Raw genomic sequence first — 18,101 nt, 5'->3', positions numbered from 1 at the left:
GGCCAGGGCGGCCAGGGCCGCAGCGGCCAGAACAAAAGCGTGTTTCATGAAGATCTCCAGAATGAACGGATGAGAAAAACGACAGGACAAATGAAAACGCCTGGACCGGAGCCAACACTCGGCGTTAAATATCATTATCCACTGATTTAGCATCCCCACAGCGCCATGAACACGCCTGTCACCGTCAACACCTACTGGTCGCTTCCCTTCATCGAGGTCAACCTGCTGGTGTTCGCCAACCTGCTGGGCGCCCTGCTGCTGGGCCTGCTGGTGGGCTACGAACGCTCCTACCACGGACGCGCCGCCGGCATGCGCACCTACGGCATCGTCTGCATGGCCTCGGCCGCGCTCACCGTGTTCGCCGGCTACCCCGGCTTCTGGTGGGGTGGCATCGAAGGCGGCGCCGCGCCGGTGGACCCGACCCGCGTGGTGCAGGGCATCGTCACCGGCGTCGGTTTCCTGGGCGCGGGCGTGATCATGAAGGAAGGCATGAACATCAGCGGCCTGACCACGGCCGCCTCGATCTGGGCGTCCTCGGCCATCGGCGTGCTGGTGGGCGTGGGCTTTTACGCCGCGGCCATCCTGCTCGCGCTGCTGTCCGCCGGTCTGATGATGTGGGGCTCCAAGCTGGAGATGCGCCTGCCCTCGCGCCGCGCGCTGGGCGTGACGCTGGGTTTCGCCAGCGGTGTCGAACCCGACGAGGTAGGCATGCGGGCCCACATGCGGCACTGGGGCTACAGCGTGGCCGAGGGCTCGCTGCACATCGCCCGCCACCACCACCAGGTGACCTGGCAGTTTGTCATGGTGGCCAACACCAGCAAGCCCGAGGCGGGTTCGCTGTTCGAACTCTCGCGTCGCCTGCGGCAGCTCGACGGCGTGGACACCCTGCAACTCTCCCACGCCAGGAACTGAGTACGCCCCCCTGCGCCGCCTGCGGCGTCACCCCCCCAGGGGGCGACACTGGCCGTCCGGCGGAGCCGGCCCGGCGGTGTCCTCGGCTGGAGGCACTTCGCGCCGGTGAGGCGAGCCGCACGACTTCGGGTAAACCCCCATGCAGGGATTTTTCAGACCGCTTGCCAAACGGGTCCAGTCCTTCTAAACTGCGGTCAAATACTTTAAACATAAACTATTCGGCTCTGAATTGAGTCGCCCTTGATCCGACCCAACTGAAGGAACTGCGATGAAGATTGTGTGTATTGGTGGCGGCCCGGCCGGTCTGTATTTCGGCTTGCTGATGAAGCAACTGGACCCCGCCCACGACATCACCGTGGTCGAGCGCAACAAGCCCTACGACACCTTTGGCTGGGGCGTGGTGTTCTCCGACGCCACCATGGACAACATGCGTCAGTGGGACCCGGCCACCGCCGCCGAGATCGAGCAGGCCTTCAACCACTGGGACGACATCGAGCTGCTGTTCAAGGGCCGCACCATCCGCTCGGGCGGCCACGGTTTTGTCGGCATCGGCCGCAAGAAGCTGCTCAACATCCTGCAGGCGCGCTGCGAGCAGTTGGGCGTGAAGCTGGTGTTCGAGACCAACGCCGATTCCGACCTGGCCTACGCCGACGCGGACCTGATCATCGCCAGCGACGGCATCAACTCGCAGATCCGCACCCGCTACGCCGACACCTTCAAGCCCGACATCGTCACCCGCCCCAACCGCTACATCTGGCTGGGCACGAACAAGCTCTACGACGCCTTCACCTTCGATTTCGTGCGCACCGAGCACGGCTGGTTCCAGGCCCACATCTACAAGTTCGACGACCAGACCACCACCTTCATCGTCGAGTGCCCCGAAGAGGTCTTCCTGGCCCATGGCCTGGACCAGGCCGACCAGGAGCAGTCCATCGCCTTCTGCGAAAAGATCTTCGCCGACAACCTTCAGGGCGCCAAGCTCATGACCAACGCGCGCCACCTGCGCGGCTCGGCCTGGCTCAACTTCCAGCGCGTGGTGTGCGAGCAGTGGTGGCTCAAGAACGAACACAACAGCCACGTGGTGCTGATGGGCGACGCCGTGCACACCGCCCACTTCGCCATCGGCTCGGGCACCAAGCTGGCCATCGAGGACGCGATCGAGCTGACCCGCCAGTTCAAGCTGCTGGGCGACAGCCCCGACAAGATCGGCGAGGTGCTGACGACCTACCAGGAACTGCGCCGTGTGGAGACGCTGCGTCTGCAGAACGCCGCCTGGAACGCCATGGAGTGGTTCGAGGTCTGCGGCAAGCGCTACTGCGACCAGCTGCCGCCCGAGCAGTTCATGTACTCCATGCTCACGCGCAGCCAGCGCATCAGCCACGAAAACCTGCGCCTGCGCGACAAGGGCTGGCTGGACGGCTACGAACAGTGGTTCGCGAAACAGGCCGGTGTCGACAGCCCCGTGCCGGTGCCGCCCATGTTCACGCCCTACACCGTGCGTGGCCTCACGCTCAAGAACCGCGTGGTGGTTTCGCCCATGGCGCAGTACAGCGCGGTGGACGGCGTGGCCGGCGACTACCACCTGGTGCACCTGGGCGCGCGCGCCATGGGCGGCGCCGGCCTGGTGTTTGCCGAGATGAGCTGCGTCAGCGCCGAAGGCCGCATCACCCCGGGCTGCCCGGGCCTGTACAAGCCCGAACACACCACCGCCTTCAAACGCATCGCCGACTGGATCCACACGAACACCGATGCCAAGTTCGGCATCCAGATCGGCCACGCCGGCGCCAAGGCCTCCACCCGCCTGGCCTGGGACGGCATCGACCAGCCGCTGCCCGAGGGCAACTGGCCCATCATGTCGGCCTCCGAGCAGCAGTACCTCGAAGGTGTGAGCCAGGTTTCCAAGGCCATGACCCGTGCCGACATGGACACCGTGCTGGCCCAGTTCGTGGCGTCCGCCCAGGCCGCCCACGCCGCTGGCGCCGACTGGCTGGAGCTGCACTGCGCCCACGGCTACCTGCTCTCCAGCTTCATCTCGCCGCTGACCAACCACCGTTCGGACGAATACGGCGGCAGCCTGGCCAACCGCCTGCGTTATCCGCTGGAAGTGTTCAAGGCCGTGCGCGAAGTCTGGCCGGCGGGCAAGCCGATGTCGGTGCGCATTTCAGCGCACGACTGGGTCGAGGGCGGCATCACGCCCGACGACGCGGTCGAGATCGCCAAGGCCTTCAAGGCCGCCGGCGCCGACATGATCGACTGCTCGTCGGGCCAGGTCAGCAAGAAGGAAAAACCGGTCTACGGCCGCATGTTCCAGACCCCGTTCGCCGACCGCATCCGCCAGGAAGCCGGCATCCCCACCATCGCGGTGGGCGCCATCAGCGAGGCCGACCACGCCAACTCCATCCTGGCCGCCGGCCGCGCCGACCTCTGCGCCGTGGCCCGCCCGCACCTGGCCAACCCGGCCTGGACCCTGACCGAAGCGGCCAAGATCGGCTTCACCCCGGTGAGCTGGCCCAAGCAATACCGCTCGGCCAAGGGCCAGATGGAATCCATCTTCGCCCGCGAGAAGGCCATGGCGGCCGCAACGGCAGCAGGCAGCAAATGAGCAGCGTGCCACGCCATGCGCTGGTGACCGGCGGCGGCCAGGGCATCGGTGCCGCTGTCGCCCGCGCCCTGGTGGCGCGTGGCCTGAACGTGACCGTGCTGGGTCGCCGGCTGGACGTCGTCCAGGCCCTGGCCGACTCCGACCCCGCCCACCTGCACGCGGTGCGCGCCGATGTGGCCGACCCGGACCAGGTGGCGGCGGCGGTGGCCGAAGCGGTGGCCCGTTTTGGTCCGGTCGACGTGCTGGTCAACAACGCCGGCCAGGCCCAGACCGCGCCCTTCCTCAAGATGGACCTGGCGCTGTGGAACCAGATGCTCAGCGTCAACCTCACCGGCACCCTGGTCTGCACCCAGGCCGTGCTGCCCGGCATGGTGGCGCGCGGCTGGGGCCGCGTGGTCAACGTGGCCAGCACCGCCGGCCAGGTGGGCTACGCCTACGTGTCGGCCTACTGCGCGGCCAAACACGGCGTGGTCGGCCTGACCAAATCGCTGGCGCTGGAGATGGCCAAAAAAGGCGTCACCGTCAACGCCGTCTGCCCCGGCTACACCGAAACCGACATCGTGCGCGAGAGCATAGCCCGCGTGGTCGCCAAGACCGGCCGCAGCGCCGAGGAAGCCCGTGCCGAATTCGTCAAGTCCAACCCCCAGGGCCGGCTGGTCCAGCCCGAACAGGTTGCCGATGCGGTGGCCTGGCTGTGTGGCGATGGTGCGTCGGCCGTGACCGGCCAGCAAATTTCCGTCGCCGGTGGCGAAGTCATGTGAACACGAACTAGGAAGACAAGATGAACAAGCCCCTCGATCCCTCCCTGCTCGCCGGCAACCACAAGCCCCTGGCCGGCTACCAGGCCCAGCACTTCCTGTGGTCCGTGCAAGACGGCGTCGGCACCATCACCCTCAACCGCCCCGAGCGCAAGAACCCGCTGACCTTCGACAGCTACGCCGAACTGCGTGACCTGTTCCACAACCTCAAGTGGGCCAGCGACGTCAAGACCGTGGTGGTCACCGGTGCGGGTGGCAATTTCTGCTCGGGCGGCGACGTGCATGAAATCATCGGCCCGCTGATCGACCTCAAGGCCCCCGAGCTGCTGATGTTCACCCGCATGACGGGCGAGCTGGTCAAGATGATGCGCGTGTGCCCGCAGCCCATCGTGGCCGCCATCGACGGTGTCTGCGCCGGCGCCGGCGCCATCATCGCCATGGCCTCCGACCTGCGTCTGGGCACGGCCCGCAGCAAGACCGCCTTCCTGTTCAACCGCGTTGGCCTGGCCGGCTGCGACATGGGCGCCTGCGCCATGCTGCCGCGCATCATCGGCCAGGGCCGCGCCAGCGAGCTGCTCTACACCGGCCGCAGCCTGGGCGGCGAGGAAGGCGAGCGCTGGGGCTTCTTCAACCGCCTGTGCGAGCCCGAGGCCCTGCTGGCCGAGGCGCACAAGCTGGCCGCCGACCTCACCGCCGGCCCGAGTTTTGCCAACGGCATCACCAAGACCATGCTGCACCAGGAATGGGCCATGACCATCGAGCAGGCCATCGAGGCCGAGGCCCAGGCCCAGGCCATCTGCATGCTGACCGAGGACTACGGGCGCGCCTACCGCGCCTTCGTGGCCAAACAGAAACCCGTGTTTCAAGGCAACTGACATGGCCGACACCAACTACCTCGACTGGCCCTTCTTCGAGCCACGCCACGCCGACCTGGCCCGTGCCCTGGACGCCTGGGCGAGCGAGAACATCCCGCACGATCACGGTCCGGACGTGGACGCCGAGTGCAAGGCCTTGGTCAAGTCCCTGGGCGCGGCCGGCTGGCTGCGCCATGCGGTGGGCGAGTCCGCGCAAACCATGGACGCACGCGCCATCTGCGTGATCCGCGAAACCCTGGCCCGCCACAGCGGGCTGGCCGATTTCGCCTTTGCCATGCAAGGCCTGGGCTCGGGCGCCATCTCGCTGCACGGCACGCCCGAGCAGCGCCAGAAATACCTCAGCAAGGTCGCCACCGGTGAAGCCATCTCGGCCTTCGCCCTGTCCGAGCCCGACGCCGGCTCCGACGTGGCGGCCATGGCCTGCGCGGCCCTGGCCGATGGCGACGGCTACGTGCTCAACGGCGAAAAGACCTGGATCTCCAACGGCGGCATCGCCGACTTCTACGTCGTTTTCGCCCGCACCGGCGAGGCCCCCGGCGCACGCGGCATCAGCGCCTTCATCGTCGAGGCCGGCACGCCCGGTTTCGAGATCGCCGAGCGCATCAACGTCATCGCGCCCCACCCGCTGGCGCGCCTGCGCTTCACCGACTGCCGCATCCCCGCCACGCAGCGCGTGGGCGCCGCCGGCGAGGGCTTCAAGGTGGCCATGCGCACGCTGGACGTATTCCGCACCTCGGTGGCGGCCGCCTCGCTGGGCTTCGCGCGCCGCGCGCTCGACGAAGCCCTGCTGCGCGCCACCACCCGCAAGATGTTTGGCGGCGTGCTGGCCGATTTCCAGCTCACCCAGGCCAAGCTGGCCCAGATGGCGACCATGATCGACAGCGCCGCCCTGCTGACCTACCGCGCCGCCTGGCGACGCGACCAGGGCCACAGCGTGACCAAGGAAGCGGCCATGGCCAAACTCACCGCCACCGAAAACGCGCAGCAGGTGATCGACGCCGCCGTGCAGATGTTCGGCGGTCTGGGCGTGGTCAGCGAGCAGCCGGTGGAGCGCCTCTACCGCGAGATCCGCTCGCTGCGCATCTACGAAGGCGCGACCGAGGTGCAGCAGCTCATCATCGGCCGCGAGCTCCTGAAAGAAGCCGCCCGCTGACCCCCTGGGAGACACACGCCATGACCACCGCCCACGTCGACACCTTCGCCCGCGACAACCTGCCACCGGCCGACCAGCAGCCCGAGTTCGTCTTCGACCTGCCCGAGCTGCAGTTCCCCGACCAGCTCAACTGCGCCACCGAACTGCTGGACCGCCACGTGGCCGCTGGCCACGGCGACCGCGTCTGCATCCGCGCGCCCGGCCTGACCTGGACCTACGCCGATCTGCAGGACAAGGCCAACCGCATCGCCAACGTGCTGGTGCAGGACATGGGCCTGGTGCCGGGCAACCGCGTGCTGCTGCGCGCGCCCAACAACCCCATGCTGGCGGCCTGCTGGTTCGCGGTCATGAAGGCCGGCGGCATCGCCGTGGCCACCATGCCGCTGCTGCGCGCCAAGGAGCTCAAGGCCATCGTCGACATCGGCCAGGTCAGCCACGCGCTGTGCGACGCCGCGCTGGCCGACGAGATGCGCCTGACCGCGCTCGACGCGCCCACCCTGCGTCACCTGCGCCACTTCAACTACCAGGGCCCGGACAGCCTGGAAGCGGCCATGGAGCGCGCATCGCCCTGGTTCGACAACGTGGCCACCGCGTCCGATGACACCTGCCTGCTGGGCTTCACCTCCGGCACCACGGGCGTGCCCAAGGCCACCATGCACTTCCACCGCGACGTGATGGCCATCTGCCACTGCTGGCCACCGCACGTGCTCAAGCCCACGGCCGACGACGTGTTCATCGGCAGCCCGCCGCTGGCCTTCACCTTCGGCCTCGGTGGCCTGGTGCTGTTCCCCATGTCGGTGGGCGCCTCCACCGTTCTGCTGGAAAAAGCCAGCCCGCCGCAACTGCTCGACGGCATCAAGGAATTCCACGCCACCGTGCTGTTCACCGCGCCCACCTCCTACCGCACGCTGGCCGCGCGCGGCGTGGAGCTGCGCCGCACGCCGCTGCGCAAGTGTGTGTCGGCCGGCGAGGCCCTGCCCGCCTCCACCCGCGCGCTGTGGAAAGAGGCCACCGGCATCGAGCTGATCGACGGCATCGGCGCGACCGAACTGCTGCACATCTTCATTTCGCACGACGAGAACAACGCCCGCCCCGGCGCCACCGGCAAACCCGTGCCCGGCTACCAGGCCAAGGTGGTGGACGACCAAGGCCGGGAAGTGCCCCCCGGCACCGTGGGCAAGCTCGCGGTGAAAGGCCCGACCGGCTGCCGCTACCTGGCGGACGCACGCCAGAAGGCCTACGTGAAGGACGGCTGGAACCTCACCGGCGACGCCTACCTGATGGACGCCGACGGCTACTTCTTCTACCAGGCCCGCACCGACGACATGATCATCTCGGCCGGCTACAACATCGCCGCGCCCGAAGTGGAAGACGCGCTGATGCTGCACCCGGCCGTGGCCGAATGTGCGGTGATCGGCGTGGCCGACGCCGAGCGCGGCCAGATCGTCAAGGCGTATGTGGTGCTGCGCCCCGGCCAGGAACAGGACGCCGGCATGGTCAAGACCTTGCAGGACTTCGTCAAACAGACCGTGGCGCCCTACAAGTACCCACGCGCCATCGAGTTCACCGACAAGCTGCCGCGCACCCAGACCGGCAAGCTGCAGCGCTTCAAGCTGCATGAGTCATGAAACCCCCACGCTCCACCGCTGCGCGGGTCGCTGCCCCCCCAGGGGACGGGCCTTGCTTGGCGCGGCCCGGCGCGGCGGCCGTCACGGACCACACACCATGAAACGCTTCGAAAAACCGCTGCGCATCCGCTTCGGTCACTGCGACCCGGCCGGCATCGTCTATTTTCCGCAGTACCTGGTGATGCTCAACGGCCACCTGGAGGACTGGTTCACCGACGGCCTGGGCGTGAGCTACGCCGAGCTGCTGGGGCCACGCCGCGTCGGCACGCCCACGGTGCGGCTGGAATGCGACTTCAAGGCCATCAGCCGGCCCGGCGATGACGTGGTGCTGAGCCTGCAGGTGCAACACCTGGGCCGCAGCTCCTTCACCGTCGATTTCGACATCCGCGCCGGCGACGAACTGCGCATGAACGCGCGCAAGGTGCTGGTGTTCACCAGCCTGGACACCCACAAGCCCATCCCGGCGCCCGACGACGTGCGCCAGGCCATCGAGACCCGTTTTCTGAACCTTCCCTGACTGGAGACCACATGCAAGTTCTGCTTCCCCCCGGCTGGCCCCGCCCGCGTGGCTACGCCAATGGTGTGACCGCCCGCGGCCGCATGGTGTTCGTGGCCGGCATGATCGGCTGGGACGCCCAAGGCGAATTCCACACCGACGACATGGCCGGCCAGGTGCGCCAGGCGCTGCAAAACATCGTCGACGTCCTGACCGCCGGTGGCGCCAAGCCCGAGCACATCGTGCGCATGACCTGGTACGTGACCAACAAGAAAGAATATGTGGCCGCCTACCCCGAGATCGGCAAGGCTTTCAAGGAGCTGATCGGCAGCTTCAACGCCGCCATGACCGCGGTGGAAGTCGCCGCACTGGTGGAAGACCGCGCCAAGGTCGAGATCGAGGTCACGGCCGTGGTGCCGGACTGAACCCACCCCCGTCGCTTGCCCGCTGCGCGCGACCGCATCCCCTCTCAAGGGGGCGCACCCGGTGGACCGGCACAGCCGGACCCACGGGTACACTGAGTGAAGACACCTCGCGCCGCGCCTTGCGCGTTGGCGAGGTGCCAGATCGAGACCGGGGTACACCGGTCACAACAAAAAGCACCAGGGAGACACCATGAACGAAATGAACGGCCACGACATCGAGGACCTGCGTCCCGGTCAGAGCGCCACGTTTTCACGCACCATCACCGAGGCCGACATCGTCCTGTTCGCGGGCGTTTCGGGCGACAACAACGCGGTGCACCTGAACGACGAGTTCGCGCGCACCACCGCGTTCGGTGGGCGCATCGCCCACGGCATGCTCAGCGCCAGCGTGATCTCGGCCGCCATCGCCAACCGCCTGCCCGGCCCGGGCACCGTCTACCTGAGCCAGCAGCTCAAGTTCCGCGCACCGGTGCGCCCTGGCGACACGGTGCATGCCACGGTGGAAGTGGTGTCGGTGGACCTGGCGCGCTCACGGGCCGTGTTGTCCACCACCTGCCGCGTGCGCGATCAGGTGGTGATCGACGGCGAGGCCACCGTCATGGCCACCTCGTCGCGCCAGCGCGCCCAGGCCGCCTGAGGCCAAGGCGGACTCAGAGCGCCAGGCTGCCCACGCTGGTGCCGCCGCAGACGTACAAGACCTGGCCGGTGACGAAGCTGTTGCGCTCATCGGCGAAGAAGCCCACCGCACGCGCCACGTCGGCCGACTCGCCCAGGCGCTTGACCGGCACCGACGCGGCCAGGGCACGTTCCCGCTCGCTGCCCTGCTCCACCACGTCGTAGAACATGTCGGTGCGTATCGGCCCCGGCGCCACCACGTTGACCGTGATGCCCTCGGGCGCCAGCTCCAGCGCCCAGGTGCGCGCCATGCCCAGCATGCCGGCCTTGGTGGCCGAGTAGCTGGTTCGGGTCTGCAGGCCCAGCGCCGCGCGCGAGGACAGCAGCACCACCCGCCCGAAATGGCGCGCGCGCATGGCCGGCAGCGTGGCCTGGACCAGCTGGATGGCACAGCCCAGGTGCAGGTCGACCAGGGCATCGAGGTCGTCCAGCTTCACGTCGGGCAGCAGCGCGGCGCGGATCACGCCGGCGTTGTGCACCACCGTGGTCACCTCGTGTTGTTTCACCATCTCGCGCACCGCCTCGCCGGTGGCGGCGCGGTCGCTCAGGTCCACCTCCACGCTGTGCAGGCGCGGGTGGGCGATGTCGGTGGCGCGGCGCGACAGCGAGACCACCTCGTAGCCATCGGCCAGCAGCTGTTCGCAGATCACACGGCCGATGCCGGCGCTACCGCCGGTGACCGCGGCGACACGGTTCGGGTGGGCCGCGCTCATGCGCCGCCTCCCACCAGGGCCAGCACGCGCAGCGGGCTGCCACTGCCCTTCTGGATCTTGAGCGGCGCGCTCATGATGACCGCTCCGGTGGGCGGCAGCTGGTCGAGGTTGGTCAGGCACTGCAGGCCGTACTTGCCGGCGCCGTGCATCAGCGAATGGCAGGGGTAAGGCGGGCGCAGGTGGTAGCCCTGGCCAGCGTCGGTTCCGATGGCCTCGGAACCGAAACCCAGCACGTCGCGTTCCTCCACCAGGAAACGCACGGCCTCGGTGCTGGGGCCGGGCGTGTGCTGGCCGGTTTCGTCGAAGTTCTGGTAGGCCTCGCCGTCGTGGTGGCGCGACCAGCGCTGCGACCAGTCGGTGCGCATCAGCACCCAGGCGCCGGCGGGAATGCGGCCGTGCGCGGCCTCGAAGGCCTCGATATCGGCCACCGTCATCAGGTAGTCCGGGTCGCTGGCGGCCTGCGCCGTGCAGTCGATCACACAGGCCGGCGCCACGAAGTGCTGTGGCGGGATCGTGTCGACCGAGTTGTTGGGCAGGTCGCGGCCCGAGATCCAGTGGATGGGCGCGTCGAAGTGGGTGCCCGTGTGTTCACCGCAGGAAAAATTGTTCCAGTACCAACCCGGCCCGCGCTCGTCGTAGGCCGAGATCTGCTCCATGCGGAAGGACTGGCTCTGGCCCATCTCGGGCGGCAGCACGATGGCCGGGAATTCGGGCATCAGCGTCTGGGTCAGGTCGACCACGCGCACGCCGCCACTGGCCAGCGCCGCCACCAGGCCACCGAGCACGCCGCCCGCTTGTGTTGTTGTGCTCATCTCAAAGACCTCCTGCGGCAAGTTCACGTTCCAGCACCTTGGGGTTGTCGCGCCAGCGGGCCAGCCACTCCTGCGCCACGTCGCCGGGGTAGATGTCCTCGACGCCGTCCTGCAGGCCCTTGACGATGGCCGAGGCCAGCGCGGCCGGGGTCAGCTTGGGCGGTGGCATGTTCTGGTTCCATTCGTCGTCGATGGGACCGGGAAAGGCGTTGAGCACGCGGATGCCGGCCGGGCGCATCTCGGCGCGCAGGCACTGGGCCAGCGACAGCGCCGCCGCCTTGGACGCCGAAAAAGTCCCATGGGCCGGGAAGTTGGCCAGCGCGAACACCGACAGCACATTGACCCAGGCCGTCGCATGGTTCACACCGTCGGCCGCGCGGCCCTTGAGCGCCGGACCAAAGGCCTGGGCCAGGCGCAGCAGGCCGAAGTAGTTGATCTCCATCTCGGCCTTGGCGACGTCGGTGCCACGGCGCGCCGCGATGCCGAACGTGCGGTGCAGCTCGGCCGTGTTGACGACGATGTCGACCTTGCCGCCGATCTCGCCCGCGAGTTCGGTCACCGAGCGCTCGTCGCTCAGGTCCAGCGGCACCAGCGTGACCTGGGGCATCGCGGCGATCTCGGCCAGGCCGGGCAGCTTCTTCCAGGGTTCGGCGTGGCCGACCCAGACGATGTCGGCACCGGCCTTGACCAGCGCCCGCACCACCGCCTGGCCCACCGGGGTCTTGCCATCGGTGACCAGCACCTTGCGCTGGCGCGGGTCGCTGCCCATTTCGCGCAGCATCTTGTCCTGGTTCATGGTTTCGCTCTCTTTCTCGGGGAATCCGATCAACACCGCCTGGCCTGCGCGGTCCAGCCGCGCACCGATGCGAACACGGGCCGGCGCATCGCCGACCTCGCCGTGCAGGTGCACCATCACGCTGGGGCCGGCGTCCAGCCGCACCATGCCCAGCCGCCACGGCAGGCGTTCGCGGAAATACAGGTCGTTGCTGTGGCCCAGCGTGGTGGTGGCCAGCAGCGTGCCTTCGCCGCTCTGGGGCTGCCAGCGCAGATCGGGCGACACGCAGCGCAGGCAGGCTTCGCGCGGCGGGTACTGCACGGCGCCGCAGCAATCGCACACCTGCAGCTCCAGCCGGCCTTCGGCGGCGGCGGCCGTCAGGCCCAGGGCCACGCGGCCGCGCGCGCTGGGCGGCAGGTTCATCTGCGGCGTGCGCAGGACGGGGTTCTTGCGCTTGGGGCGCGGGATGGGGATGCTCATGCCGACGCTCCAAGGATGACCGCGCCCGTGCACAGGCAGCGGTCGTAGGTCACCATGCCAAAACCGCCGACCAGGCCCAGTTTCGCATCGGGCACGGCGCGTTCGCCGGCCTGGCCGGTGAGCTGGCGCAGGGTTTCGGTCAGGCCCATGAAGCCGCCGGCCGCGCCGGCCTGCCCGGCCGAGAGCTGGCCGCCGCTGGTGTTGTTGGGGAAGTCGCCGTCGTGGGTCATGCGATGCCCGCGCACGAAGGCCGGGCCTTCGCCCTTGTCGCAAAAGCCCAGGTCCTCGAACTGCATCATGACGATGACCGGGTAGTCGTCGTAGGTCTGGATCAGGTCGATGTCGGCCGGCCGGGCATCGGCCATGGCGTAGAGCTCGTCGCGGTCGACGCGCCAGCCGCCGCGCACCATGATGGGATCGTCGGCGAAGGCGTTGTGGCGTTCGATGGCGCCGCGCACCAGCGCATGGGGCAGGCCCAGCTCGCGCGCCTTGGCCTCGCTCATGACCAGAAAGGCTTCGGCGCCGGCGCAGGGCATGACGCAGTCGAACAGGTGGATGGGGTCGGAAATGGCCTTGGCGTTCAGGTACTCGTCCAGCGTGAGCGGCTTCTTGAACAGCGCGTTGGGGTTCTTCAGCGCGTTGCTGCGCTGGTCGACCGCGATGCGGCCGAAGTCGGCGCGGGTGGCGCCGTACTGGCGCATGTAGTGGTCGGTGATGAAGGCGAACACCGAGTTGGGGCCGCCGGCACCGTAGGGATAGGTGGCGTCGCGGGCGAAGTCGCTGAAGGCGCCCAGGGTCAGGCGAAAGGAGTCGACGTGGTTGGTGTCGCCGGCCAGGCAGGCCACGATGTCGGCGTCGCCGGCCTGCACCGCGCGGGCGGCGCGGCGCAGCGCCATCACGCCCGAGGCGCCACCGGTGGGGATGTGGTCCAGCCATCGCGGCGACAGACCCAGGTGCTGGGTCACGCCCACCGCGGTGTCGGGTGCCAGCGAGAAGCTGCTGACGGTCAGGCCGTCGATCTGCGCCTTGTCCAGCCCCGACTGCTGGAGCAGCGCGTGCAGCGCCTGCCCCAGGAACCAGTGCGCGCCGCGGGTGGAATAGCGCTCGTAGGGCACGGTGACGGGAACCGCCACCGCCACCCCTTCGTAGCCTTTGCGTGTGTGGAAATGAGCCATGCGTGGTTGTCAGAACAGGCGACGCGAAGCGGCGCGGGGGGAGGCCATCAGTCGATGCGAATGCCGGCGCTCTTGATGATGCGGGAGAACTTCACGGTGTCGTCCTTGATGGTCTGGGCAAACTGCTCGGGCGTGCCGGCCACCACCGTCATGCCCATGCCCGAAAGCTGCTCGCGCACCTCGCGCAGTTGCAGGATGCGCACGATCTCGTGGTTGAGCTTGGCCACGATGGCCTTGTCCACGCCGGCCGGGGTGAGGAAGCCGATCCAGGTCACGAGGTCGATGCCGGGCACGCCGGCCTCGGCCAGGGTAGGCACCTCGGGCAGCAGCGGGCTGCGCGTGGCGCTGGTCACGGCCAGGGCACGCACCTTGTTGCCCTTGATGTGGGCCATGGCCGGGCCAAGGGCGTCGAAGATCACCGGCACGGTGCCGCCGATGGTGTCGGTCATGGCGGGCGCGCCGCCCTTGTAGGGCACGGCCAGGATGTCTGCGCCGGTGCTGGCCTTGAAGGTCTCGCCGGCCACCTGTGCGGGCAGCGCGCCATGGGCGTAGGCCAGTTGGCCGCCACGCTCCTTGGCCAGGGCCAGCAGCTCCTTGACGTTCTGGGCCTTCACCGAGGGATGGACCGCCAGCACCATGGGCATGTTGATGGCCATGGTCACCGGCGCGAAGCTGGCCACCGGGTCGTAGGGCAGCTTGGCGTAGAGCGAGGGGTTCATGGCCAGCGTCGAGTCGATGGCGACAAACAGGGTGTAACCGTCGGGCGCTGCCTTGGCCGCCGCCTCGGCACCGATCAGGGTGTTGCCGCCGGGCCGGTTGTCCACTGTCACCGGCACCTTCCAGCTCTCGCTCAGGCGGGCGGCCACGGCGCGGCCCACGGTGTCGGTGCCACCGCCCGGCGGGAAGGGCACGATGATGCGGATGGGCTTGCTGGGATAGGCGTCCTGGGCCAGGGCGGCCACGGACAACAACGTGGCACAGGCCACGGTCAACAGCGTGCGGATCGGTTTCATGCGGACAACTCCTGAGGGACAAGAAAGTGGCACAACGGTGGGTCAACAGGCGCTCAACGCGCGAGTTTGTAGCCGGCCGCCTCGCGGTCCCAGGTGTCGGGGGTCACGCCGCGTTCGCGCAGCTTGAATTTCTGGATCTTGCCGTTTTCGGTGGCCGGCAGCTGGGCCAGGAATTCCACGTAACGCGGCACCGCGAAATAAGACAGGCGCGGCTCGCAGAAGCGCATCAGCTCGACCTCGTCGAGCGAGGCGCCTTCGCGCAGCACGATGGCGGTCATGACCTCGTCCTCGGCCATCTCGCTCTTGACCGGGAACACCGCCGCCACCTCCACCGCCGGGTGGCTCAGCAGCACCTGCTCGACCTCGTAGGACGAGATGTTCTCGCCCCGGCGTCGGATCGCGTCCTTGAGGCGGTCCATGAAAGTGAAGTAGCCGTCGGCGTCGCGGACCACGCGGTCGCCGGTGTGGAACCACAGGTTGCGCCACGCCTCGACGGTCTTGTCGGGCATGCCGAAGTAGCCGGTGGCGAAGGCAAAGGGCTCGCTGGCGCGCAGCAGCAGCTCGCCCGGCGTGCCGGCGGGCAGTTCGTTGTCGTCCTCGTCCACCACCCGGGCCTCGAAGCCGGGACGCACCCGGCCCATGGTGCCGGGGCGCTGGTCGGCGATCTCGGCGCCGATGACGAAGTTGCTTTCGGTGGAGCCGTAGCCGTCGAGCAGGGCCATGCCGAAGCGCTCGGTGAAGTCGGCATGGAACTGCGGCGGCACGCCCGGCGCCAGGGCGATGCGCACACGGTGCGCCTTGTCGTCTGCGGTGGCGTCCTTGGACAGCAGGATGGGCACCATGGCGCCCAGCACGTAGGTGACGGTGGCCTGGTGGCGCACCAGCGCGGCCCAGAAGGCCGACGCCGAGAAACGCTTTTCCACCACCAGCGTGGCGCCCATCATCAGGGCCTGGAAAAACGCGTTCATGGCGTTGGTGTGGAACAGCGGCAGCGTGGTCAGCAGCACGTCGCCTTCGACCAGGCCCAGCAGGGTGCTGCTATGGGCGCCCCACCAGAAGAACTGGCCATGGGGGCAGCACACGCCCTTGGACAGGCCGGTGGTGCCCGAGGTGTAGAGGATGGCCAGGGTGTCCGCCGGGCGCACGGCGGCGGCGGGCAGGTCGCTCTGGCCCGGGTCGGCGGGAAAGGCGCTGCAGCGGCGGTCGCTGCCGGCCGCCAGCGTGCCGTCGATCAGCCAGATGGCTTCCAGCGGCAGGGGCGCGCCGTCCTGTGCGTCCAGCGCCTGCACCACCTGCAGGCCATCGGCCTCGGTCACCAGCAAGCGGGCGCCGGAGTTGGTCAGGACGTGGCGCAACTGCGCGCCGCGCGAGGCGGTGTTGATGGGCACGGTGACGGCGCCTATCCACGCGCAGCCCAGGAAGACCTGCATGAACTCGGCGCGGTTGGAGCACAGCAGCGCCACCCGGTCGCCGGCCCGGATGCCGGCCCGGACCAGGGCCGCGCCATAGGCCTGCGCCTGCGACAGGGCCTGGGCATAGCTCCAGCGCACCTCGCCGGCGACGAACAGCGGGCGGTCCGCGTGTTGCGCGGCCTGCCGCGCCAGGATGCGGGGCAGGCAGCGTTCAGACGCGGGAAAGGCTTGGGCGAAGGCGGTCAACATGTCCATGGCGGGTCTACGGTGAAATCGATACAACGGTCGTCACGGCCCCAGTGTCGGGTCGGCGGCGCAGCGGGGCAATCCGTTTTACGAGCGTCCCTGTCCGGAAAACGCCAAACTGCCCGCCGGCGGCGCTACATGAAAAGCTGGATGTTGCCGAAGGCGGCGTCGCAGTTGACGAGGTCGACCCGCTTGAGGCGGATGCGCAGCGCGCCGTCCTGCCACACCAGGGTGTGGGTGGCCCAGCCGGCGTACAGCGTCTGGGTGTCGAGCCGGCTTTCGACATAGTGGAAGGCCGTGCGACAGGTGTAGCTGCCGGCCGCGTCGTCGCGCGCCGTCACCACCGGCAGCTGCAGCAGGTGGTGGCAGCGGCTGGTGGGTTGCTGCGAGAAGGTGCGTGTGCCGTGCAGCCGCGCGATGCGCACCTGCAGCAGCAGCTTGTCCTCATACATCAGCGAGGCATGCAGGCGGGCGTCGGTCTGGCCGTGGGCCAGCGGCATCCAGTAGTGGCCGTCGTCGGTGAACAGCTGCAGCCAGTCGTCGAAGCGCAGTTCGTCGAGCAGGGCCGCCTCGGCGACCACGAAGTCGATCAGTTGCTGGTTCGTGGGCGCGTTCATGGCGTGACCTCCTCTTTCATGCTGGCCGTCATGTACTTCACCCAGGCCCGCATCTGGCTGCGCATCTGCCATTCGTTGGTGCCGTTGGTGACGACGTTGGCCTGGCTGCGTTCGGCCGGGTCGTACAGGCGGCCGACGTTGATCCACTGCGACCCGCGCGAGTGCAGGCCCTCCTGGGCGCGTTCGTACATCTCCAGGTCGTCGTGGCCGACCACCGAGGTCGGCGCGTTGACCAGGCGGTTGTACATGAGGGTGCGCTCCAGCAGCAGGTCGGGCGCGCCCACCAGGCGGAAGGTCCAGCTCTCCACCAGGGTCTGGCGGGCCGAGATGGGCTTGAAGATGCGCAGCGTCTGCACCGGCCCCTTGACCATGATGTTGGGGAAGTAGACGGTGTTGTGGCGCACGTCACCCACGATGGCCTGGGCACGTTCCTCGCCGTAGGCCGCCACCATGCTTTCCCAGTAACCGGGGGCGGGCGAATACTCGGCGTGGATGGAATCGCTGACGCCGGTGTGGCCGTGGCCGTTGTCCCACACCCGTATGCCCATGTTCTCGAAGAACTCGTAGGGACTGACGAAGGGTGCGAACAGCTCCACCGCCATGGGCTTGGGCGTGCCGGCCGGGGCCTGGTTCCAGACCTGGACGGCGGTGCCGGCCGAGGACTCGTGCGCCACCATGGGGTGGCAGGTGTCGGTCTGGTTGTCGACCAGCATCTTCCAGTTGCACTGATGCATGTAGCGCATCACGCCACCGGCCACCTCCAGCCGGCCCTCGGGCGAGCGGTCGACCATGTTGTCCAGGGTGCTGAGCGAGGCGCCGAAGTAGTCCTCGAAACCCACGCCCTCGGGGTTGAGGCGACAGAAGACGAAGTCGCGGTAGACCTGCACCGCGCCCACGGCGGCCATGCCCTGCGCGGCCTCGCTGCCCTCGAAGCCTGTGTTGTCGTAGCCCTTCTTCAATGGGATGGACAACAGCTGGCCGTCGGTGCGGTAGGTCCAGGCGTGGTAGGGGCAGCGGAAGAACTTGCCTGTGTTGCCACAGCCCTCGGGCGCGACCTTCACGCCCTTGTGGGCGCAGCGGTTGTGCAGCACCCGGATGCTGCGGTCGGTGTGGCGCACCATCACCACCGGCTGGTCGCCCACGGTGGTGGCGTAGAAGTCGCCGGGCTTGGGCACCTGGCTGGCGTGGCCGACGTAGACCCAGGTGTTGGCGAACAGGTGCGCCATCTCCAGCTCGAAGATCTCGTCGTCGATGTAGCAGTCCTTGTGCACCTCGGTGTCGCGCACCAGGGCCGCCACGGCCCCGGGCTGGTTGCGGTACTTGGCCATGGCCTG

The 18,101-nt window shown here is 68.5% G+C and carries 17 protein-coding genes; 9 read left to right on the top strand and 8 right to left on the bottom strand.

Features of this window, described 5'->3' with window-relative positions:
• Positions 1-165: 165 nt before the first annotated feature.
• The 9 genes from AAHB17_RS12970 to AAHB17_RS12930 all read left to right on the top strand — a co-directional run bounded on the left by AAHB17_RS12970 (position 166) and on the right by AAHB17_RS12930 (position 9,486).
• A complete protein-coding gene (locus AAHB17_RS12970) occupies positions 166-912 on the top strand; it encodes an MgtC/SapB family protein (protein ID WP_342131016.1) in 747 nt (248 codons plus the stop codon).
• 268 nt (positions 913-1,180) lie between these two features.
• Positions 1,181-3,514: a bifunctional salicylyl-CoA 5-hydroxylase/oxidoreductase gene (locus AAHB17_RS12965; RefSeq protein WP_342131015.1), complete on the top strand. Its 2,334-nt coding sequence runs from the start codon at positions 1,181-1,183 to the stop codon at positions 3,512-3,514.
• Entirely contained in the window at positions 3,511-4,275 is a 765-nt protein-coding gene (locus AAHB17_RS12960; RefSeq protein WP_342131014.1) for an SDR family NAD(P)-dependent oxidoreductase, read from the top strand. The genes AAHB17_RS12965 and AAHB17_RS12960 overlap by 4 nt, the downstream gene beginning before the upstream one ends.
• Positions 4,276-4,295: 20 nt before the next feature.
• Positions 4,296-5,147, top strand: a complete 852-nt coding sequence (locus tag AAHB17_RS12955; RefSeq protein ID WP_342131013.1) for an enoyl-CoA hydratase family protein — start codon at positions 4,296-4,298, stop codon at positions 5,145-5,147.
• Between the two features lies 1 nt (position 5,148).
• Positions 5,149-6,300, top strand: a complete 1,152-nt coding sequence (locus AAHB17_RS12950) for an acyl-CoA dehydrogenase family protein (RefSeq protein WP_342131011.1) — start codon at positions 5,149-5,151, stop codon at positions 6,298-6,300.
• 20 nt (positions 6,301-6,320) lie between these two features.
• Positions 6,321-7,928: an AMP-binding protein gene (locus AAHB17_RS12945; RefSeq protein ID WP_342131010.1), complete on the top strand. Its 1,608-nt coding sequence runs from the start codon at positions 6,321-6,323 to the stop codon at positions 7,926-7,928.
• A gap of 97 nt (positions 7,929-8,025) precedes the next feature.
• A complete protein-coding gene (locus AAHB17_RS12940; RefSeq protein ID WP_342131009.1) occupies positions 8,026-8,445 on the top strand; it encodes an acyl-CoA thioesterase in 420 nt (139 codons plus the stop codon).
• Between the two features lie 11 nt (positions 8,446-8,456).
• A complete protein-coding gene (locus tag AAHB17_RS12935; RefSeq protein ID WP_342131008.1) occupies positions 8,457-8,849 on the top strand; it encodes a RidA family protein in 393 nt (130 codons plus the stop codon).
• A gap of 190 nt (positions 8,850-9,039) precedes the next feature.
• A complete protein-coding gene (locus AAHB17_RS12930) occupies positions 9,040-9,486 on the top strand; it encodes a MaoC family dehydratase (protein ID WP_342131007.1) in 447 nt (148 codons plus the stop codon).
• Between the two features lie 13 nt (positions 9,487-9,499).
• Here AAHB17_RS12930 and AAHB17_RS12925 read toward each other — a convergent pair whose 3' ends face one another.
• The 8 genes from AAHB17_RS12925 to AAHB17_RS12890 all read right to left on the bottom strand — a co-directional run bounded on the left by AAHB17_RS12925 (position 9,500) and on the right by AAHB17_RS12890 (position 18,095).
• Positions 9,500-10,237 (bottom strand): SDR family oxidoreductase, encoded by a 738-nt coding sequence (locus AAHB17_RS12925; protein WP_342131006.1) that lies wholly within the window; start codon positions 10,235-10,237, stop codon positions 9,500-9,502.
• Positions 10,234-11,049 (bottom strand): cyclase family protein, encoded by an 816-nt coding sequence (locus AAHB17_RS12920; protein WP_342131005.1) that lies wholly within the window; start codon positions 11,047-11,049, stop codon positions 10,234-10,236. The genes AAHB17_RS12925 and AAHB17_RS12920 overlap by 4 nt, the downstream gene beginning before the upstream one ends.
• Position 11,050: 1 nt before the next feature.
• The gene (locus AAHB17_RS12915; protein WP_342131004.1) at positions 11,051-12,304 is read right to left on the bottom strand and encodes an SDR family NAD(P)-dependent oxidoreductase; all 1,254 of its coding nucleotides are present in this window, start codon (positions 12,302-12,304) and stop codon (positions 11,051-11,053) included.
• Entirely contained in the window at positions 12,301-13,479 is a 1,179-nt protein-coding gene (locus AAHB17_RS12910) for a thiolase family protein (RefSeq protein ID WP_342131003.1), read from the bottom strand. The genes AAHB17_RS12915 and AAHB17_RS12910 overlap by 4 nt, the downstream gene beginning before the upstream one ends.
• A 47-nt stretch (positions 13,480-13,526) precedes the next feature.
• Complete coding sequence (locus AAHB17_RS12905; protein ID WP_342131002.1) at positions 13,527-14,492, bottom strand: Bug family tripartite tricarboxylate transporter substrate binding protein; 966 nt, start codon at positions 14,490-14,492, stop codon at positions 13,527-13,529.
• A gap of 53 nt (positions 14,493-14,545) precedes the next feature.
• Positions 14,546-16,159, bottom strand: coding sequence for an ATP-dependent acyl-CoA ligase (locus AAHB17_RS12900; protein WP_446719596.1), 1,614 nt, complete (start codon positions 16,157-16,159; stop codon positions 14,546-14,548).
• 125 nt (positions 16,160-16,284) lie between these two features.
• Positions 16,285-16,767 carry an aromatic-ring-hydroxylating dioxygenase subunit beta gene (locus tag AAHB17_RS12895; protein WP_342131001.1) on the bottom strand — a complete coding sequence of 161 codons (483 nt, stop codon included), beginning with the start codon at positions 16,765-16,767 and terminating at the stop codon, positions 16,285-16,287.
• A complete protein-coding gene (locus AAHB17_RS12890) occupies positions 16,764-18,095 on the bottom strand; it encodes an aromatic ring-hydroxylating dioxygenase subunit alpha (protein ID WP_342131000.1) in 1,332 nt (443 codons plus the stop codon). Before AAHB17_RS12890 ends, AAHB17_RS12895 begins: the two co-directional genes overlap by 4 nt.
• Between the last annotated feature and the right edge of the window lie 6 nt (positions 18,096-18,101).

This window comes from Hydrogenophaga sp. OTU3427 (assembly GCF_038440225.1).
Classification (GTDB): Bacteria; Pseudomonadota; Gammaproteobacteria; order Burkholderiales; family Burkholderiaceae_C; genus Hydrogenophaga.
This window is presented reverse-complemented; position numbering and strand designations above follow the sequence as displayed.